Genomic DNA, 20,534 nt, shown 5'->3' on the forward strand with positions numbered 1-20,534 from the left:
CAATCTCCTTCTCGAACTAGTTCTTCATAGCAATCAGTGTTGACGAAACTCGTTGGCCAGCATATCTAGCAACGCAGTAGGCGGCGCACCATCGTGTGTGACCACTCTGTAGCGAAGAGTCAAAGTAGTGTTGGCCGGGATGGTATATCCATTCATCGACGTGATCGCCGGATTCAACATCCAGAGATACGTCGCGTTATGCCACCAGGTTGGGGGATTGAGGGGCGAATTGATGACGGTAGCCCCAATCATCTTTCCGCTCTCCTGAGGAGTAATGGTGAAGTCCCACCACGGTGCATCAGGACGATCCGAATCCGGGTAGGCATAGTGCGGATCGGGTCCAGTCATCTTGCCCGCAGGCGTGGAATAAAACGAAGGCCCATCTTTTCGAGCCTGCAGTGCAAAGCCCCCAAACCCGGACTGCTTCAACACATAATCCGCGATCGGAGTCAGATGGTAGGTGAGGTCGATCACAAATACACCGTCCACCTCGGTCACCACCGCATCGTCCGACTCGTCGAGCATCTTGCGCCCGTCAACGTTCCAATCATTGTGTATCTCAAGCTCCGCATGCTTTGCGTCAGCACTGACGAGCTTCACATCTTTAGTCACGATCACGCGTCCATCACGAGGCGCATAGACGCCCCACCCCCAGAAATCCGCACGCGTGATGCGAAGCGCGCGCGCCGGATGATTCGGACCCATCTTGTCCACGTCCTGAGGCTCGTGAAACTCAGCATCCTGCCAACCCACCCAGATGCCTCGATGGTGCGGATGATCGTTTGGTGCAATGTTTGTGATGCGTTGGCCGCCAGGCGTATATACAGGATGAAAGCACGCAGTACTCGGCGAGGTCAGCGTAGAGCCAGCCGGCTTGCTGGTCATATACTCGAAGACCGTTCGGCCGTCCGGAGTCTTCAGCACCGGACCGGTCGCCCCCTCCGTCAGCGTATAGGCTTGCGAGAAAGCAAAGACCGGCGCTGCAATTAGAACGACCGCCGCCAGCATCCGCATCGCACCCGCCCGTCTCGTCTCTAAGATTTTTCTCTGCATCGTGTCCCTCTATTACCCCTCGTGCATGGTTATTTCTTGACGGCCTTCGACCCGTTCTTCGGAGTTCCCCAAAAAATATAGGTGCCGAACCGCGTAGACGTAACAATATCGAGCGCACCATCGTGATTAAGATCAGTTGCCAGAATGTCCGAACCTGCGCCCGAGTGATTGTCGATCATGTGCGGCTCAAAGCGAGCTCCCCCCGGTGCAGACTTGTCCCGAACCGTCTTGTACCAGTACAGAACGCCCTCACCGTACGGATCCGGATCATAGAAGTTATCGCGATGCGTCCAATAGCGTTTGCCGACGATGAAATCCGGCACCCCGTCGCCATCCACATCTCCAAACGTCGCTCCATGAGCCTGCGAAAAGATCACGCCGCCGGGACCCGGATGCGCAGGATCGTCCTGAATCATGTGCTCAACGAAATCAATATTTCCCGACGCATCGCGCTTCTGCTCATACCACGCGATGCCGTATCCATGCGCCTGCAAGACCGTGACGACATCGTTCAACCCATCGCCATTCACGTCATACACGGCCATAATCGCACCGCCAACGCCGGAGCGCCCATTGCGGCTAAACGCATACGGATGATACTTCCACGGTTTACCATCGTCATGCGCGGGCTGCTCCCACCACCCAAACGCATTCACAATATCCATGCGGCCATCGCCGTTAATATCCCCCGTCCCGATACCGTGTGCCGTGCCCATATTCGGTTCCGAGACCACATGCACCGTCCAAAGCTTATAGGGATTCTTCAGATCCGGATGAGCCCACCGAACCGTCCCATCCGCAACGTAAACGAGATCAGGATGCCCATCGCCATCAATATCGGCCAACTGCGCGATCTCACTCTGAATATCCTCTACGACAAGATGCTTGTCCCACCTGCGCGACTCGCCCCGAGGATTCTCATACATCCACACGCCGTGATCATGATCCGAAAAACTCGCCGTAAGCGAATCCACCCAGCCGTCGCCAGTGAAATCCCCAGAGAACTGCATCCAGCACTCATGCGTGTAGTCGTCCGAAGGATTGCGCGTCACCCCCAGATAAATTTCGCGCCGCTTCCGATAATCCGGCCCCAGATAGTAGTACGGCCCAGCGATCACATCCTCAACGCCATCATGGTTCACATCGCCAGAGGCCGAACCCCACGCATAATAAAAGTCGCTTAGCCGTTGCTTGCGAAACTCCTTGGAATGAAACTCCTCGGGATACTCCTTCCAACCTTCATCCTTGTAAGAGACCTGCTTGTAAGTAATCTCCCCCTCTCCTACATAGAGCGCGATCGGACCATACTTCCCAAGGTTCTCCTCCGCGTCGCCACCCGCCGCCTCATGTCCCTGATTGATGAACGCGCGCACAGTGTTCGCATCCAGAATCACCTCAGCAGTGTTCCACTCACCGTTCTGCACCTCAGTCACCGGAACCGGTATAACCGACGGCATCGATGGTCGCGCAGCGGCAGGCCTCGGCTTAGGCGCAGGCGCATCCGGATTCACAGGAGGAGCGATGCGCACCTGCCCGCCCGCCGACCGCAGCGGCTCCTTCGTCAGTATCTTTCCACTCGCATCCAGCGTGACGGCATAAGAGGCCGTGTTGCCTGCGTCCAGCGAAACAAAGATTCCCTTGTAGCCATCGGCCGTCTTCTCCGCCCGAAGCAGATAGCCAGCCTTGCACGGCCCCGCGCACTTGAAGACCGAGTACATCGCGACATCCTGGTAGGACTGGTCGAGCATCAGCCACCCGCCGCCTCCATTAGCCTTCCCGGTGATCTCGCCCGCCTTCGCGCTCCAGCTTGCATCGCCGACAGGATGCCAACCCTTCAGAGCCGAGCCCTCGAAGACGCTGTCAGGACGAAAGGAAGGTGCAGCGGCAATCGCAGATGCAGCGAAACCCAGTAGTAGAACCCCAGTAAAATAGCGTGGATTCGGAAACCTCATGTTGTCTTACCTCAAAGTGCCCGGTCTCTGTCTGGAACCGTAACTATCGCTAAACCGTCCTGAATAATCGTCTGTCTCAGTTTTTGCTCATTGCAAATGACGCAATATCCATTTCACATTGGTGGCGCCCATCTTAGCAAGGCGCAAAAAAAGTTGTCAAGGAATGGAATAGGGCAGCCACGATTATGGTGAAGAGAACGTGTTTATGCAGCGCACGAACCGTCCAGCTCTCGCCATTGTTGTTGCCTATCCTTTTGTTTTGTCATCCCGTAGGGATCCGCTGTTGCGCTCCGTCCCAGCATCAAAGAGCGTCAGGCCAAACGACCTCACACCACCTGCGCCTCCATCCCACCTGCTACCGGACCAGACGCATCAGAAGCATGGACTAAAGGAATGGAACACCCTCAAGACCGAGTGCGCAGGCAGGCACCACGCAGCCAGACCGCGCTCAACCAGCGCTCTCTCCGGCACAAGAGCCCACCTTCGCCCCAAACATCGCGGACGACGCCCTCTCCCGCTGCCCCCCACGCCAGTGCGCAGGCGGCATCCCCTCCCAGGCACGGAACGCCCGAACAAACGAGTTCGCGTCCTCATACCCCAGCAGATACGCAGTCTCGTTCAACTCAAGCTGCGAGTTGTTGAGATAGTGCCGCGCAAGCTGATGTCGTGCCTCCTCCATCACCTTCTGAAAGCTATAGCCCGCGTCCTGCAAACGGCGCTGCAGCGTTCGGGAGCTGATGTGAAGCTCCCGTGCAATCTCCTGCATCTTGGGCCTCTGGCCCGCAAGCTTTCTCTGGATCGCAACGCGAACCCTCTCAGGAAACGTCTCCTGCCCGGTATGCTGCTTCAGCTCTTCGTCAAACTGCGGCGCCAGCATGGCCAGAAGCTCCGCGTTTCGTGTTACAAACGGAAGCTCCGCATCCGAAGCGCGGAAGATGATGGCATTACGCGCAGCACCGAAGACAACAGGACAGCCGAAGTGCCGTTCGAAGATCTTTGCATGCCCAGGCTGACGCACGAACTCAAGACGGACCGGGGAGATCTGCATCCCAGTGCCATGGCGTGCGATACAGAGCACCCAGGCAAAACAAAGATCGGTCAGCACCTCGGGTTCAACGCCATCCGCCAGGAGCCACCGAAACTGAATGCTCCACTCCGCGTCGTCCGTCTCATGGATGATCTCCTCCGGACAGGAGAGCTGCTTATACCGTGCCATCTGGCGCATGGCTTCGCCGAAGTCCCCAGTAGAGAGAGCCGCGAGAGCGATAGGGCTGAAGTATTCGGACTTGGCCTCCGTGCCTAGCTCCAGCCCAATCGCCGGGTTCGTGCTCGCAAGGCCGATCTCCCGCCACAGGGCAAAGAGTTCTTCCGTCGTTACCAGAATGCGAGGTTGATCGAGCAGCCCCGGAGGCAGCCCAGCGCTCCGAAGCAGCGCAGACACACGGACTCCCAACTCTTGCAACCGTACTGGCAGCCGGCCGGGAATCCTGAAGTGTTTGCTCATGGTTATGCAGATTTAAGAGAGGCCATGTCGATCGAGAAGCGATACTTTACGTCGGACTTCAACAGTCTTTCATAAGCCTCGTTCACCTTCTGAATCGGAATCACCTCAACATCGGCAGTGATGTTGTGCTTACCGCAGAAGTCGAGCATCTCCTGTGTCTCTGCGATACCGCCAATCGGTGAACCGGAGAGGCTGCGACGGCCAAACAGCAGGTTGAACGCAGCGACCGAGAGGGGCTTCTCAGGAGCGCCGACGAGACACATATTCCCGTCGCGTCGAAGCAGACCCAGCAGCGCGTTGATGTCATGTTCAGCGGAGACGCAGTCGAGGATAAAGTCGAAGCTGCCTGCATGCTTGGCCATCTCATCTGCGTTCTTCGAGATCACAACCTCATCAGCGCCAAGCCGAAGGGCATCTTCCTTCTTATTAGGCGAAGTCGTGAACAGAACAACATGGGCACCGAGCGCGTGCGCAAACTTCACTCCCATATGGCCCAGTCCACCAAGTCCTACAATCCCAACCTTCTTGCCCTTGGTGATCCCCCAGTGGTGCAGAGGCGAATAAGTCGTAATGCCGGCGCAGAGCAGGGGAGCGGTTCCGGCGAGGTCGAGATTCGACGGCACCTTAAGAACAAAGCGTTGATCCACGACTACGCTGTCAGAGTAGCCGCCGTAGGTGACGCCACCCGTGTGCTTATCAGGGAAGTTATAGGTAAGGGTCAAGTTCGGGCAAAACTGCTCGAAGCCCTCCTTGCACTCCGGGCAGGTCCCGTCGGAGTCAACCATGCAGCCTACCGCAGCCAGATCGCCGACCTTGAACTTCGTAACCGCAGAACCGGTCTTGGTCACACGTCCGACAATCTCATGTCCGGGAATACAAGGATAGACGGTGGGCATCGCGCCGCTCCACTCGTTGCGAGCCTGATGAAGATCAGAGTGACAGATGCCGCAGAACAGAATCTCGATCTGCACGTCGGTCTCGGTTGGATCGCGCCGCGCGATCGTAGTGGATGCAAGCGGCGATGTCGCACTGGCAGCTGAGAATGCTTTTGCACTGTACATAGATCCAATGTAGACCGGCCAATTGATCTACGATATGCGAAACACGCCATTCTCCATGCGAAACACGCCATTCTCCATGCGAAACACGCCATGCTGCGAAGCCTCCAGCCAAGTATCAAATGCAGGTGAAATAAATCCCAAATCGTTGGCGTATCTTTATGAAGCAAAATAAACGACCGCGCACGAACCATCTCCACCACACCAACTACCACCAACTCACCAGCAAAAAACCACGTCGAAACACCAATTTTCGCCAAAACCCCCAATAAAAACCACGAAAACCACCCCACAAAAAAACTGCAAACAAATCTCAAAATCCCACCGCCGCGTTCGACCTAAATCGAAAGCAGCCCCGGTTCCATCTCCTTAAGTCTCGTTCCCGAAAGCTCCAGCCTCCGAGCCTCAGTGCAGTAAAACAAGATCCTGGCAGCCGCCGCCTCATAGCTAAGCCCTTTCCCATGAACGTTAGAAACACAATTCCGCTCAGCATCCACCCGCCCCAACCTGGGATCCCACGTAATATATGCTCCCAGCGAATCGGGCGAACTAAGCCCAGGCCGCTCCCCAATCAAAACAACCGACAGCCGAGTCCCAAACAGCGACCCAATCTCATCCCCAATCCCCACCCGCCCCTGCTTCACCACGCACACCGGCGCAACCCTCCATCCCTCAGGCAGCCCCCGCAAAACCTCTGAAAATAAAGGGATAGCATGCCGTTCCACCGCAGTCGCAGACAGCCCATCCGCAATCACAAACACCACGTCATACCCCCCAGCACCCAACCTCCCGGCAGACGCCGAATCCAGCCTCCGCCCCAGATCAGGCCGACGCAGATAGGTCGCCCGATCCGCCGCAGCACTAGTCAAACTGAGAACGCTAAGCCCTGCATCTTCAGTGCAAAGTCGCCTCGAAACTCCCTCAACATCCAGCGCAGCATGAACAGCATCCCGAGCCTGAGCATGCGCCAACTGAAACGCCAGGCCCTCAGAAGTAGCAAGGCTAACCCCAATCCTGCCCAACGAAAGCCGCGCCGAGGTGTAGTCCCGCAGGCTTAGCCCAAGAGTACTCGCCGGAGTGAATGAAGCGGATTTGGTTAGATCAGCCATGTTGTGAATGGCTCCCAGTGTACGGGATCGAAGTGTTCAGCAATGGACAGTCGTTTCTGGTTGTGGACGGTTCAGACCGAGCAGACAGTGCTAAGTATATGAAAGTGCATGATCAAGATTGGCTACACGCTTGCACTTACCCATGCGCGATGGATATCTCTAGACCGGACATTAAGAAGAAAAAGGTACGCAGACAGTTAGTCTTGGCTGGTTGCGGCGTTGCAGTGCTGGCTGCAGTGGCTTTCTTTGTAACGCGGCTAAAGCCTGCAGCTCCTGAAGTTGACCGGGCAACGGTGTGGACTGATGTGGTGAAGCGCGGCCCACTGTTGCGTCAGGTGCGCGGCCCCGGAACACTGGTGCCCAGAGAAGATAAGATTCGACTGATTCCAGCAGAAACCGAGGCTACGGTCGTGCGAATTCGCGTGCTGCCGGGAGCAAAAGTGCAGCCCGACACCGTGCTAATGGATCTGGTGGATCCGCAGCTACAGCAGGAGCTACTGGACGCGCAGTTGCAACTGAAGAGCGCGCAGGCGGATTACATCAATACTAAGGCAAAGGTGCAGAGCGATCTAATGGACCAGAAAGCAGTTGCGGCAACGGTTGGGGCAGATCATAACCAAGCCAAACTGCAGGCTGCGACGGATAAATCGCTGTACGACCTCGGCGTAATCAGCGGCCTGACCTATAGCGCATCGAAGGGCAAGGCCGACGAGCTGACAACACGCAACGATCTTGAAAAAGAGCGCCTGACGCTGAATGAAAAGACGATCGAGACTCAGCTCGCAGTGCAGCAGACGAAGGTGGACCAAGCGAAGGCGTTGCTAGGGCTGAAGCAGAAGCAGCAGGACGCCTTGAGTGTCCGGGCGGGAATAAACGGCGTGCTGGCGGAGTTGCCGCATCAAGTGGGCGAACATGTGGACACTGGTACGACACTGGCGAAGGTGGTGCAGTTGGACCAGCTGAAGGCAAGTTTGAAGATCGCGGAGACGCAGGCGCGGGACATTCAAATTGGGCAACCGGCGGAGATTGACACCCATAACGGCGTAATTGATGGCAAGGTGATGCGAATTGATCCGGCTGTATTGAACGGAACGGTCACTGTTGACGTAGAACTGGCTGGAACTCTGCCGCAGGGCGCGAGACCCGACCTAAGCGTAGATGGAACGATCGATCTGGACCGGATGGCGGACGTGCTTTATGTGGGCAGGCCTGCATTCGGAAATGAGAACAGCACGATCAGTCTGTTCAAACTCGGGATGAATGGAAAGACAGCGGTGCGCGTTCCGGTAAAGGTTGGACGAGCGTCGGTGAACAGCATCCAGGTTCTTGAAGGCCTGCAGGAGGGTGACACGGTGATTCTGTCGGATATGAGTCGTTGGGATAACACGGACAGGATTCGCTTGAACTAAGCATGAATTGAGAATGAGTCAGAACAAGGAGATCAAGAATGCCTGCAAGCGAGACGATTATTCAGATCGAGGATCTGACGAAGGTTTTCTACACAGACGAGATTGAGACGCACGCGTTGTCCGGTGTGCACTTGAGTATCAGTCGCGGTGAGTATGTGGCGATGTCTGGGCCATCGGGCTGCGGTAAATCGACGCTGCTGTCGATTATTGGATTGCTCGATACACCTACGGGCGGACAATACACATTGAACGGTAAGGAGGTTGCGAACCTGAACTTCGCCGACCGTTCGCGGATCCGAAATCAGGAGATCGGGTTTATCTTTCAGAGCTTCAACCTGATCGGAGATCTAACGGTGGCCGAAAATGTTGAACTCCCCCTCACTTATCGCGCCGGGATGCCGGCGGCGGAGCGGAAGAAGAGAGCACAGCAATCGCTGGAACGCGTGAACATGGCGCATCGAATGCGGCACTATCCGGCACAGCTCTCCGGTGGTCAACAGCAAAGGGTTGCAGTAGCGCGTGCGCTGGCGGGTTTGCCTTCTATTCTGCTGGCCGATGAGCCGACGGGGAACCTTGATTCGAAGAACGGCGAAGCCGTGATGAAGCTGCTGCAGGAGCTTCATCAAGAAGGCTCGACGATCTGCATGGTGACGCACGACCCAAGATTTGCGGCACACGCTGAGCGGCAGGTGCACTTGTTCGACGGCAAGGTAGTGGCAGAGGGCGAGCTGAAGCGGTTATTAGCGGAGGTAGAGGCATGACGTGGATAGAGGATCTGAGGCAAGCGATGCGCGAGATGCCGTGGTTCGTCGCGGCGGTCGTGTTACTGATCGCGATGGGAGTGGGAATAAATGCCGAAGTTCTGGGCGCAGCGGATGGAAATGAGACAAGATTGTGCCTTCATCGTGTAGATACGTTGGCGACGCCGTGGATTAGCGCGTGTGAACGGCAGGCTCGGCGATGTGCCATGGAGATCACGCCTGGCGTGACAGTGTTGATCGGCACAGATCGATACCGTTTGGAGGTAACAATCCCCGAGGCATCTGTGCGGTCACGGTTGGATACGGTACGCAAGTTGAATCTGGTCCGTGTAGCGCCATTTTTCCGTAGTGTTGTAAGCAGTCGCTTACGTGAGTGCAGGGGTTAGCAACAGAAGGCCGCAGAAGCTATCGTCACAGCCTACATCGGTCGGTGGCGTTACCTGCGAGCATCACCATCTTCGGTCCGGCTCGCCGGCAGTAATATCGTCGCGTTTGCCACCCTCAGTGCTGGTATGAACATCGCCATCAATGTAACTCCGAGAGAAGCCCTTTTTTGAATTTTAAGTATTAGACATGGAGCGGGACGATGATTGAGCTGAAAAAGGTAGAACGCAGCTACAAGACGGGGCATACAGAGACTTGGGTTCTGCGGCGAATCAACCTTTCGATCCGACAGGGTGAATTTGTAACTGTTATGGGTCCATCAGGTGCGGGCAAATCTTCTTTGCTTAACGTGCTTGCGATGCTCGACGATCAGTGGAGGGGAGAGTTTTACTTCGGCGGCGATGCGGTGCATGCGATGAATCGAAAACAGAGAGCAGAACTGGCGCGACGTCGGATTGGAATGGTTTTTCAGAGTTACCACCTATTGGATGACCTAACGGTGGCGGAGAATATCGATTTGCCATTGTCTTATAAAGATATCCCGAAGCTTGAGCGGCAGGCATTAGTGGCGGATACGTTGGACCGCTTCAACATTGTGGGAAAGAAAGATCTGTATCCCAACCAGTTGTCGGGAGGACAACAACAGCTGGTTGGAGTTGCAAGAGCGGTGATTCACAAGCCCGAGTTGTTGTTGGCCGATGAGCCTACGGGAAATCTGCATTCGGAGCAGGCAAAAGAGATCATGCAGCTATTTCGACGTCTGAATGAAGAGGGTACGACAGTTGTGCAGGTAACGCATTCGGAGGTGAACGCGGAGCATGGCTCGCGCATCATCGAGTTGAGAGATGGATGGTTGTCGCGGGATACTGCTGGATTGGAAGCGGTTGAGGGAGTGGAGGTGCGCGCGTGAGGCTGAGAGCTCTACTCAGTTATTTTGGAGTGTTGACATGGGTGCAGCTACCTGCAATGGCGCAGATGCAACAAACTGCGGTGAGCCAGACACCGGGAGCTCCACAGCCAGCGTTGCGACTCGATATCCCACACTCAGACAATCCGATAAATGCGTACAGGGCTTCGTTAGTGCCGCAACCTAATCTCGCGAACTCGCCGCGGATCGATGCGCTTGTTAACAATGGAGTTCTTGAGCTCAGTTTGAAAGACGCGATTTCGCTGGCGTTGGAGAATAACCTCGACATTGCAATCGCTAGATACAATCTGCCGATCGCAGCGGCCGATGTACTGCGTACACAGGCTGGAGGAACGTTCCGCGGCGTGAATACGGGTGTGGTTCAGAATACTCCAGGCGGTGGGGTGGGAGGTTTCGGCACAGCGGCCAGCGGTGCAGGTGCTGGTGGAACGACGAGCGGCGCCGGAGGTGCCGGTTCAGGAGCAAACGGATTGGTCTCGTCCACTCTGGGTACAGGAACAACGGTCTCCTCATACGATCCCACTATTTCGGGAATCTTTAGCGTCGAGCACTATGCGCAGCCGCTGTCTAACCTTGTTGTCTATGGAGTGCCGACGCTGCAACAGAATACGACGACGGGAAACATCAACTTTACGCAATCGTTTCCAACGGGAACGACACTGTCGGCGGTATTCGACAACAATCGCCAAACATTGAATAGTATTCAGAGTTTTCTGGACCCTACATTGAATACCTACTACCGCCTTGAGTTTCAGCAGCAGCTGTTATCTGGTTTTGGATTCGGGCCCAACTTGCGATTTTTGCGGATTGCGAAGAATAATCAACGAATCTCTGACAAGGCATTCAAACTTCAGGTAGTAACAACAGTTACGCAGGTTGCCAATATGTATTGGGACTTGGTGGCTGCTTACGAGGATGAAGGAGTAAAGAGCCGATCTCTAGAATTTGCACGACAGACTTTGGAGAGTGGTCGCAAACAGCTTGCGCTGCAGGCGATTCCTGCGATGGATGTGATGAAGGATGAGGCTGAAGAGGCTAATCGCGAGCAGGATCTTACAATCGCCAAGACAGCGCTGCAGTTTCAGGAACTCTTGATGAAAAATGCCCTGACCAAAAATCTGGACGACCCAATTTTGGAGGCGATGCCGGTGCGGCCAACCGATCAGAGTTCGATGGTGGATGCGACATCGCAGGGCTCTGGCCCTACCGAAGACATGATTACGCGGGCGATGCAGAACCGGTTAGAGCTGGGCGAGTTAGATATCAATCTTCAGAACAGCCGCATTAGCAGGGATGCAGCGCGTAACGCCCTGCTACCTTCAGTGGCTTTGACGGGATGGTATGGAGGTTCAGGACTGGCCGGCCCGCCGAATCCTGGCTCAGGCACCCCGTCGACCTCTCCGCAGGACTTTCCCGGTGCTGTACGCACAGCGCTTAATAATAGCGCTCCCGACTATTATGTCGGCGTCTCGGTAAATGTTCCAATCCGCAATCGAGTGGCAAAGTCTGACCAATATCGAGCGGAGCTGGAGACGAGACAGTCGGAACTTCAACTGCAGCAGTTGAAAAAGCAGATTCGTATTGAGGTTCGGAATGCTGAGTATGCACTGGAGCAGAACGAGGCACGAGTCGTCTCTGCTCGAAAAGGGCGCGATCTTGCACAGAAGACATTCGACATTACAGCGAAGGAGCAGGAGCTCGGGGCAGGTTCAAACTATCAGACTTTAACGGCGCGGCGGGACCTCGCTGCGGCTGAATCCACATTGGTGGCGGCGATGACCGCCTATCAAAAGGCGAAGATAGAGGTAGACCGCGCGATCGGGTCTACCTTGGAAGCCAATAGCATTTCGATAGAATCAGCGAAGACGGGCATAGCCCCGAATGGGCAATAGCAGGTGAGAGAAGGTTGAGATGCTGGCGGAGCGAATAGAGAAGGACGCTGTGGCGATTGGAGAGAGGCAGCCGCCGTGCAGGCTTTTGGTTGCGGATGATCAGCCACACATTCTGGAGGCGCTTCATCTGCTGTTGAAGCCTGAAGGCTATGAGCTCGAGATGGTGCGATCGCCTGCGTTGGTACTTGAAGCGTTGGCGCGGAATAGTTTCGACGGGGTGTTGGTCGATCTGAACTATACACGCGACACAACTTCGGGGCAGGAGGGACTGGATCTCGTCTCACGAATGAAGGAGATTGACGCACAGTTGCCGGTTGTAGTGATGACGGCTTGGGGCAACATTGACCTTGCTGTGGAAGCGATGCGGCGTGGTGCCGGAGACTTCATTCAAAAGCCGTGGGAAAATGCGCGTCTGCTGAATATCTTGCGGACACAGATGGATCTGCATCGCAGCCAGAAGAGGGCACAGTGGTTGGAGGCAGAGAATCGGATTCTGCGTGCTCCAGGTGCTCCAGATTTCATCGCTTCGGCTGCTTCGATGCGTGCCGTTTTGGAGACGATGGCAAGGGTCGGACCTTCCGATGCGAACGTCCTGATTACGGGTGAACATGGCACAGGAAAGGAGGTTGTGGCGCAGACGCTGCATCGCCTTTCTGCACGCGCCGGTCGTACGTTGGTGGCCGTGAACACGGGAGCTCTGCCGGAAGGTACGTTTGAGAGCGAACTATTCGGGCACGTAAAGGGAGCTTTCACAGATGCTCGAACAGATCGTATTGGGCGCTTCGAGCTGGCGAATGGCGGGACGTTATTTCTGGACGAGATTGCAAATATTCCGATGAGGCAGCAGGCGAAGTTACTTCGTGTCCTGGAGACGGGTGAGTTGGAGCGTGTGGGTTCGTCGAAGACCCAAACGGTGAATGTGCGGATACTTTCCGCAACGAATGCCGACCTGCGATCTGAATGTGCGGCAGGGCGTTTCCGCGAAGATCTCCTGTTCCGGCTCAATACGGTTGAGATTAGTCTGCCGCCGCTGCGAGATCGGCGCGACGATATTCCAGCACTTGCGGGACATTTTCTGGCGAGGTACGCGGAGCGTTATCGCAGGCAGATTCAAGGGTTGGAGCAGAGCGCGCTACAGCTGATGTTGAACTATGGTTGGCCAGGAAATGTGCGTGAGCTGGACCATACGATAGAACGGGCTGTGCTGATGGCGCGGGGCGAGCGGATAGAAGCCGCTGATCTTGGGTTGCATACGCAGCGCGGAGTTGCGCAGAGCATGGATGACATGAGCCTGGAGGCAGTGGAGGCGATCCTGATTCGCAAGGCGCTGGCACGAACGGCTGGCAATGTGAGTCACGCTGCTGATGCTCTGGGACTGAGTCGAGGAGCGTTATACCGACGCATCGAGAAGTATGGCCTCTGAGGAAGATACCGACGCGGAGCTTGACGGGGGAAGAGCGCGTACGCGCTTGCCGCTGACGAGATCGGGACGGCGACTCAGGTTCGAGTGGCGCTTGCGTCTGTGGTTCTACCTGGCTGGATTGCTTGTGGTGCTGCTGTGCTGGTTGTTGCTGCGAAAGTATTCCGCGGACGTTTCCATGCAATGCGTCGTTATGGTCATATTGATCGCGGGGTGGGCGTTTCTGGTCTCTGTGTTGATGGAGCAGATTATTCGGCCGCTGCAGACGCTTACAAATGTGGTGGCTGCGTTGCGTGAGGACGACTACTCGTTTCGAGCTCGGGGAGGGCAGAGAAACGATGTGCTGGGCGACTTGGCTTTGGAAGTGAATCGGTTGGCTGGAATGTTGCAGGGTCAGCGTATGGGTGCGCTGGAGGCGATGGAGCTGGCTGAGCGGGTGATGGGTTCGATGCAGTCTCCTGTGCTTGCCTTCGACCCTGGTGGGAAGTTGGTGCTGTTGAATGCCGCGAGTGAGCGGGCGTTTGAGCTGCAGTCGAAGATGGTGCTTGGTCATACCGGAGAAGATCTGAAGCTGGCTGGATTGCTGGGTGTGGGCGACGACGAGGTGATCTCGCTGGGCAGCGGACAGAAGGCTGCACGGTGGATGGTGAAGCGGACGAGCTTTCGTCTTCGCGGAGTTCCTCATACTTTGGTGGTGCTTTCGGATGTAAGCGCGGCGCTGCGCGAGGAGGAGAGACTGGCCTGGGAGAGGCTGATTCGCGTGCTTGGGCACGAGATCAACAACTCGCTCACTCCGATCAAGTCGATTGCCGAGAGTCTTCGAGGGCGGATTGCGGGATTGAAGGATCAGATTGGCGAGAGCAGCGACTTTGAGCGTGGGCTTGCGGTGATTGAGAATCGCTCGGAGTCGTTGAACCGTTTTCTTCAGGCGTATCGGCAGTTGATGGGGCTGCCGGCTCCGAAGCTGGCATCGGTGGCGGTGAGGGGGTTGGTGGAGCGGGTGGCTCAGTTGGAGAGGCGCGTGGCTGTGAAGGTGATGGATGGTGAAGATGTGGTGTTGCAGGTGGATGCGGATCACATTGAACAGGCGCTGATCAACCTGGTGCGGAATGGGGCGGATGCGGCGCTGAGTCCGGATGCGGCTGCGGATGGAGTGCCGCAGGTGGAGATTACGTGGCGGATTGTGGGTCCAGAGGTGGTGATTGGCGTTCTTGATAATGGGCCGGGGTTGAGCAATGCGAGCAATTTGTTTGTTCCGTTTTATACGACGAAGCCTGGTGGGACGGGGATCGGGTTGGTGCTGGCTCAGCAGATCGCGCAGGCGCATCGCGGGTCGGTGCAGTTGACGAATCGGTTGGATGGCCAGGTTGGGTGCAGGGCTGAGCTTAGGCTCCCTTTGACGAACTCCTGAGTACCCCTCCCCCTGGGGGGTGGGTGGGGATAAGTGCTTTGATTGCATCATTTTGCGTTTTTGTCTCTCTGTAAAATATTCATATCAAATGGGTTGCGGGTAAATATTTCTTTCTAAATGGGTTAGGTGGTTAATAGGAAAAGCCCCGACTTTGTCGGGGCTTTTTTATCTTCTATATCCAGTATAGCGGTTGGGGGATAACTCGTACGTCATGCGAATGTCCGCGGTTGGCGCGGGTTTTGGCGGTTTTGGGGGTTGACAGGGTTTTGGGTGGGACAGGCTGGAGGCCGCTTTGCGGTGGGGGTTAGACGTGAGGCTGAAGCCTTGCTGTGTCTCAGTTGCAAAACCAGAAGGCGACAGAGCAGATCCCTGCGGGATGACAAACAAAAGGGACGAACAACCGCGAAGGCAAATGCAACCGCAACCGCAGTCCTTGCGGGATGACAAAACAAAAGGTAGGCAACAGCAACGACAAAGGCAAAGGCAATATTTAGTCGCTTCGGCTTCGGCTTTCGCTCTGGCCTTCGGCAGAGTGGAATCGGCCCTGTGGCTGGGTTTAGACGCGAGGCTAAAGCCTCGCTCTACCTCAAGGGCAACAGCAATAGCAAGGACAACCGCAACGGCAAGAGCAGATCCCTACGGGATGACAAACAAAGGGACAAAACAACGGCAACAGCAAAGACAACTACAACCGCAGATCCCCTACGGGGATGACAACCAAAAGGGCAAGCAACGGCAACGGCAACAGCAATAGAAACAGCAGCAGCAAATGCACAGCAACAGCAACAGCAACAGCGACAGAGGCTGCGATTGCGACAGCGGCTGCGAGGGCAGATGCATGTTTGGTGGTGAGGGACAGGGTGGGCGGAGCGAGAACGGTTGGGTGGGTGTTGGTTGGATTGTGGTGGATCAGGGGAGCATGGAGGGTAGGGTGAGGCGGTGGGGGGCGGTGGTGTTGAGCCAGGCTTCGAACTCGGGGGAGGGGCGGAGATTGAGGATGCGGCGCAGGTAGAGGGCGTCGTGGAAGCTGGTGCTCTGGTAGTTGAGCATGATGTCGTCGGCGCCGGGGACGCCCATGATGTAGTTGACGCCGGCGGTGCCGAGCAGGGTGAGGATGGCGTCCATGTCGTCGTTGTCGGCTTCGGCGTGGTTGGTGTAGCAGATGTCGCAGCCCATGGGGAGGCCAAGGAGTTTGCCGCAGAGGTGGTCTTCGAGGGCGGCGCGGAGGATCTGTTTGCCGTCGTAGAGGTACTCGGGGCCGATGAAGCCGACGACGGTGTTGACGAGCATGGGGCGGAAGTGGCGGGCGACGGCGTAGGCGCGGGCTTCGAGGGTTTGCTGGTCGATAGCGAAGCCGTCGGTGCCGCGGTGGGCGTTGGCGGAGAGGGAGCTGCCCTGGCCGGTCTCGAAGTACATGATGTTTTCGCCTCCGGGTTCGGCCTGGGCGAGGGTTTTAGCGGGCGTTTTGGCGGGGGATGCGGCGGCTTCGGCTTGGTTGTCGATCTGGTTGTCGGTGTGGGTGTTTGGGTTGTCGATATTGTTGGGGATGGGGTTGGGTATGCCACCTCGTTTGAGGCTGCGGGCTTGCTGGTGGGCTTCGTCGATGAGGGAGAGGTTGATGCCGAAGCTGGTGTTGGTGGCTTCGGTGCCGCCGATGGACTGGAAGAGGAGGTCGAGTGGGGCGCCTTGTTGCATGGCCTGCATCTGGGTGGTGAGGTGGGCGAGGACGCAGGACTGGGTGGGGATCTCGTAGCGGAGACGGATGTGGTCGATGAGGCGGAGGAGGGTGGTGAGGGCGGATACGTTGTCGGAGGCGGGGTTGATGCCGATGACGGCGTCGCCGGAGCCGAGGAGGAGGCCGTCGAGGATGGAGGCGGCGATGGCTTTGGGGTCGTCGGTGGGGTGGTTGGGCTGGAGGCGGGTGGAGAGGCGGCCGGGAAGGCCAACGGTGGTGCGGAATCTTGTGACGACGTGGATCTTGCGGGCTACGAGGACGAGGTCCTGGAGGCGCATGAGTTTGGAGACGGCGGCGGCGATCTCGGGGGTGAGGCCGGGGGCGAGTGCGGCGAGGGTCTCGGAGGTGGCGTCATCGGAGAGGAGGTGGTCGCGGAGTTGGCCGACGGTGAGGCTGGAGATGGGGGCGAAGGCGGTGACGGCTTGCGGGGTGCGGCTGGTGTCGACGATGAGGCGGGTGACCTCGTCGGACTCGTAGGGGATGAGGGCTTCGTTGTGGAAGTGGGCGAGGGGAAGGTCGGCGAGGGCCATCTGGGCGGCGACGCGCTGCTGGGCGCTGGTGGCGGCGATGCCGGCTAGCTCGTCGCCGGAGCGGGCGGGGGTGGCTTTGGCGAGGAGGTCGGCGAGGTTGGGGAAGGTGTAGCGGACGCTTGCGACGGTGTGGGCGTGGGCCATTGGGTTCTACGCTAGCAGGTGCGGGTGGGCGCGGTTGCTACGGTATTTCTTTAAAGGTGTAGAGCGCGGCGCTTCGAGAAAAAATACGGGGTTCTTCGCTTCGCTCAGAATGACGACAATTTTTTGCTCTAGAGAAGCAACGAAGATGTTCTAGGGCTTGGTTAGTTTAATTCTGAGGACGGAGTTGAGTTCGGAGAGGCGCTCCATCTTGCGTTTGTCTTCGTCGATGTCCTGGATGGCGACGACGCCTCCGGAGACCTTTCCGTCGGGGTCGAAGACGGGGGCTGCGCTGAGGCTGATCCATGAGCTGGAGCCGTCGATGTAGTAGCGAAGATATTCTTTGGGGCCGATGGTTCTGCCGCTCATGATGGCGGTTGCGAGGGGATGTTCTTCGGGCTTATCGGGAGGTGCGTCGGGATCGTAGGCGTGGGAGTCTCTGCAGTAGTCGTCGATGACGGTGGGAGGCGCTACGGTGGTGCGGAGGATGGTTTCTGCGCGCGGGTTGCTCATGATGACGCGGCCGTCGGGGGCTTCGGCGATGACGATGCCGATGGGGACGGCGTTGAAGATGGCCTGGAGACGGGCTTCGCTGCGGCGGAGGGCCTCTTCGGCTTTGTGGTGGTCGTCGATGTCTTCGACGGTGCCGTACCAGCGGAGGATCGTGCCGTCTTCGCCGCGGCGGACGGCTGCGCGGGCACGCATCCAGTGCCAGTCGCCGTTACGCCAGCGGATGCGGTATTTGATGTCGAGGGGTGCTCCGGTGCGGAGGGATGCGGACCAGGCGTTGAGGGTGGGTTCGAGATCGTCGGTGTGGAGGACCTTGAGCCAGCCGTCGCCGAGGGAGTCGGATTTGGAGAGGCCGGTGAGTTTTTCCCAGCGATTGCTGACGTCGAGGATCATGCCGTTGGGGGCGGCGGTCCAGGGGACTTCGGGGTTGAGTTCGACGGTGTGACGGTAGTGGTCTTCGCTCTCGGAGAGGGCTTGTTCGATCTGCTTGCGGCGGGTGATGTCGACGACGGAGACGGAGATGCCGATGACTTCGTCGACCTCGTCGCGGGCGGGCTGGAAGTTGATGAGATAGGTGCGAGTGCGGCCGAGGCGGGAAGGGTCGGGGTAACAGATCTCGAGGTCGGTGCTGGCTTCGCCGTTGAGGGCGCAGTGGAGGTAAGGCTCCCAGAGGAGGGCCTGGCCGGGGAGGACTTCGGCGAAGCTTCGGCCGAGATGGGCGGCGACGGGGAGCTGGTGGATCTCGGCGAGGCGCTTGTTGACGCTGACGTAGCGGAGGTTGAGGTCGAGGAAGCAGAGGCCGACGGGGACGCCGTCGTATATGGCGTGGAGCTGGGCGAGGCGCTGGGTGGGGAGGGCCTCGAGGCGCATGGGCATGGTGGGGTCGGCGGTGAAACGCGGGTCTGCGGTGGCGCGGGTGTCGGGCGCCATGGTGGATGGCGGGGAGGCGCGCATTCGGATGGCGAGGACGGCGGGGAGTTCTTCGGGTGGGACTGGACGGCCGTAGAGCCAGCCCTGGCCAAGGTCGCAGCCGAGCCAGAGGAGCATGTCGGCGATGGCCTGGGTCTCGACTCCTTCGGCGACGGTGAGGAGACCGAGGCTGTTGCCGAGACCGACGATGGCTGCGGCGATCTTTCGGCTCTCGCGGGTGTGGTTCATGGAGCGGACGAAGGTGGCGTCGATCTTGAGCTCGTCGAGGGGAAGGGACTGAAGGTGGCGAAGGCTGGAGTATCCGGTGCCGAAGTCGTCGAGGGCGAGACGAGAGCCTTGCTCTTTGAGTTCCTGGGCGATGCGGATGGCTTGTTCGGTGTTGCCGAGGAGGGAGCTTTCGGTGATCTCGAGGACGAGGCGGCTGAGGGGGAAGCCGGCGTGCTCAGCGGCGGCGCGGATGTGTTTGGGGAGGGTGAGATCGGTGAGCTGGGTGAGGGAGATGTTGACGGAGAGGGTGAGATGGGCGGGGATGTCGCGTGCGTTGATGAAGACGGTGCGAAGGAGGCTGCCGGTGAGGAGGCCATTGAGGCCCGTACGTTCGGCGAGGGGGATGAACTCGTCCGGGGAGACGACGCCGCGGAGTGGGTGCCTCCAGCGGGCGAGCACCTCAAATCCCCGGAGGAGACCGGTGCGAAGCTCGACGAGAGGCTGGAAGTACGGCACGATCTCGTTGTGTTCGAGGGCTCGGCGTAGGTCGGATGCGTCTTCTGCCGCCATGGCAACGACGATACTACGGCCCGAATACAAGATATAGAGTTATCGCGTGATTTTTTGATCCCGCCAACGGGCGACGAGATCGCGCGCGGCCGGGGGCCAGTGGGGGAAGGTGAACTGGAAGCCGGAGTTGAGGAGGCGACCGGGGACGACTTGCCGGCTTTTGAGGATAAGCTCGGACTCGGTGCGCATGAGGAAGGTGCCGATCTCGATCATCCAGGGATAGGTGGGGAGACCGATGCGTGTGCCCCAGGCTTCGCGGAGAGCGCGGAGGAAGTCGCGGTTGGGCAGGGGATGCGGTGCGGCGAGGTTGATGGCGCCGGAGATATTGGGGCTGGCGATGAGGAGCTCGATGGCGCGGATGAGGTCGGTCTCGTGGATCCAGGAGACGAACTGGTTGCCGGGGCTGTTGGTGCCGCCGAGGCCGTGGCGGACTAGATTGAGGAAGACGTCGAAGACTCCGCCGGGGTCGGGGCTGAAGGTCATGGCGCTGCGCAGGGCTACTTTGCGGGTATGCTGCGTGGGAGCGGAGAAGAATGCTTCTTCCCAGGCCTTGGCGACGTCGATGGAGAAGTTCCAGGTGTCGGGTGCCCCGGGTTCGTTGCCGCCGAGTTCGCCGGTGGCCTCGTCCATGGGGCGGTCGAGGGAGTGGCGGTAGATGGTGGCGGTGCTGGCGTTGAGCCATACGGCGGGAGGGTGCTGGAGGGTGGCGATGACTTCGCCGAGGAGGCGGGTGGAGAGGACGCGGGAGTCCAGGATGGCTTTGCGGTTGGCAGGGGTGTAGCGGCAGTTGACGCTGCGGCCGGCGAGGTTGATACAGACGTCGCTGTGGTCGAGCTCGTCGATCCATGGGCCGGGGATGAGGCCGTCCCAGGGAAGCGTCTTCCACGGGGAGAGGTGTGGGGTGCGGCTGAGGACGGTGACGGCGTGGCCCTGCGCGTGGAAGTGGCGGGCGAGGAGTTGGCCTACTTGTCCGGCGCCGCCGGGAAGGACGATTCGCATGGGTGGAGTTTATCTTGTGGGTTTATTTTGA

General features: G+C 58.1%; 14 protein-coding genes. 6 read left to right on the top strand and 8 right to left on the bottom strand.

Annotation, left to right across the window (positions count from 1 at the left end; genetic code table 11):
* Positions 1–33: 33 nt before the first annotated feature.
* From GSQ82_RS03875 to eutC, 5 genes are all read right to left on the bottom strand, one after another.
* On the bottom strand, positions 34–1,053 hold the full coding sequence (locus GSQ82_RS03875) for a DUF6807 family protein (protein ID WP_158790704.1): 1,020 nt from the start codon (positions 1,051–1,053) through the stop codon (positions 34–36).
* Between the two features lie 29 nt (positions 1,054–1,082).
* Positions 1,083–3,005 (bottom strand): FG-GAP-like repeat-containing protein, encoded by a 1,923-nt coding sequence (locus tag GSQ82_RS03880; protein WP_158790705.1) that lies wholly within the window; start codon positions 3,003–3,005, stop codon positions 1,083–1,085.
* A gap of 448 nt (positions 3,006–3,453) precedes the next feature.
* Positions 3,454–4,446 (bottom strand): AraC family transcriptional regulator, encoded by a 993-nt coding sequence (locus tag GSQ82_RS03885; RefSeq protein WP_254061407.1) that lies wholly within the window; start codon positions 4,444–4,446, stop codon positions 3,454–3,456.
* A gap of 65 nt (positions 4,447–4,511) precedes the next feature.
* A complete protein-coding gene (locus GSQ82_RS03890; RefSeq protein WP_158790707.1) occupies positions 4,512–5,570 on the bottom strand; it encodes an NAD(P)-dependent alcohol dehydrogenase in 1,059 nt (352 codons plus the stop codon).
* 335 nt (positions 5,571–5,905) lie between these two features.
* Positions 5,906–6,676, bottom strand: coding sequence for an ethanolamine ammonia-lyase subunit EutC (gene eutC, locus GSQ82_RS03895; RefSeq protein ID WP_158790708.1), 771 nt, complete (start codon positions 6,674–6,676; stop codon positions 5,906–5,908).
* Positions 6,677–6,825: 149 nt separating this feature from the next.
* On the opposite strand from eutC, the gene GSQ82_RS03900 reads away from it, so the two are divergent.
* The 6 genes from GSQ82_RS03900 (at position 6,826) to GSQ82_RS03925 (ending at position 14,881) form a co-directional block, all read left to right on the top strand.
* Positions 6,826–8,085: an efflux RND transporter periplasmic adaptor subunit gene (locus tag GSQ82_RS03900; protein WP_158791275.1), complete on the top strand. Its 1,260-nt coding sequence runs from the start codon at positions 6,826–6,828 to the stop codon at positions 8,083–8,085.
* A 38-nt stretch (positions 8,086–8,123) separates the two neighbouring features.
* A complete protein-coding gene (locus tag GSQ82_RS03905; RefSeq protein ID WP_158790709.1) occupies positions 8,124–8,846 on the top strand; it encodes an ABC transporter ATP-binding protein in 723 nt (240 codons plus the stop codon).
* Positions 8,847–9,432: 586 nt separating this feature from the next.
* Positions 9,433–10,140 carry an ABC transporter ATP-binding protein gene (locus tag GSQ82_RS03910; RefSeq protein WP_158790710.1) on the top strand — a complete coding sequence of 236 codons (708 nt, stop codon included), beginning with the start codon at positions 9,433–9,435 and terminating at the stop codon, positions 10,138–10,140.
* A gap of 56 nt (positions 10,141–10,196) precedes the next feature.
* Positions 10,197–12,050, top strand: coding sequence for a TolC family protein (locus GSQ82_RS03915; RefSeq protein ID WP_158791277.1), 1,854 nt, complete (start codon positions 10,197–10,199; stop codon positions 12,048–12,050).
* Between the two features lie 19 nt (positions 12,051–12,069).
* Positions 12,070–13,473 carry a sigma-54 dependent transcriptional regulator gene (locus GSQ82_RS03920; RefSeq protein WP_158790711.1) on the top strand — a complete coding sequence of 468 codons (1,404 nt, stop codon included), beginning with the start codon at positions 12,070–12,072 and terminating at the stop codon, positions 13,471–13,473.
* Positions 13,474–13,648: 175 nt separating this feature from the next.
* On the top strand, positions 13,649–14,881 hold the full coding sequence (locus GSQ82_RS03925; protein WP_254061408.1) for a PAS domain-containing sensor histidine kinase: 1,233 nt from the start codon (positions 13,649–13,651) through the stop codon (positions 14,879–14,881).
* A gap of 909 nt (positions 14,882–15,790) precedes the next feature.
* Here the strand turns inward: GSQ82_RS03925 and GSQ82_RS24915 are convergent.
* The 3 genes from GSQ82_RS24915 to GSQ82_RS03945 form a co-directional block, all read right to left on the bottom strand.
* Positions 15,791–17,290: an ethanolamine ammonia-lyase subunit EutB gene (locus GSQ82_RS24915; protein WP_254061409.1), complete on the bottom strand. Its 1,500-nt coding sequence runs from the start codon at positions 17,288–17,290 to the stop codon at positions 15,791–15,793.
* 150 nt (positions 17,291–17,440) lie between these two features.
* Complete coding sequence (locus GSQ82_RS03940) at positions 17,441–19,504, bottom strand: EAL domain-containing protein (protein ID WP_158790713.1); 2,064 nt, start codon at positions 19,502–19,504, stop codon at positions 17,441–17,443.
* 39 nt (positions 19,505–19,543) lie between these two features.
* Positions 19,544–20,503 carry a TIGR01777 family oxidoreductase gene (locus GSQ82_RS03945; RefSeq protein WP_158790714.1) on the bottom strand — a complete coding sequence of 320 codons (960 nt, stop codon included), beginning with the start codon at positions 20,501–20,503 and terminating at the stop codon, positions 19,544–19,546.
* Positions 20,504–20,534: the final 31 nt, after the last annotated feature.

The sequence above is a fragment of the Granulicella sp. L60 genome (assembly GCF_009765825.1).
Taxonomy (GTDB): Bacteria; Acidobacteriota; Terriglobia; order Terriglobales; family Acidobacteriaceae; genus Edaphobacter.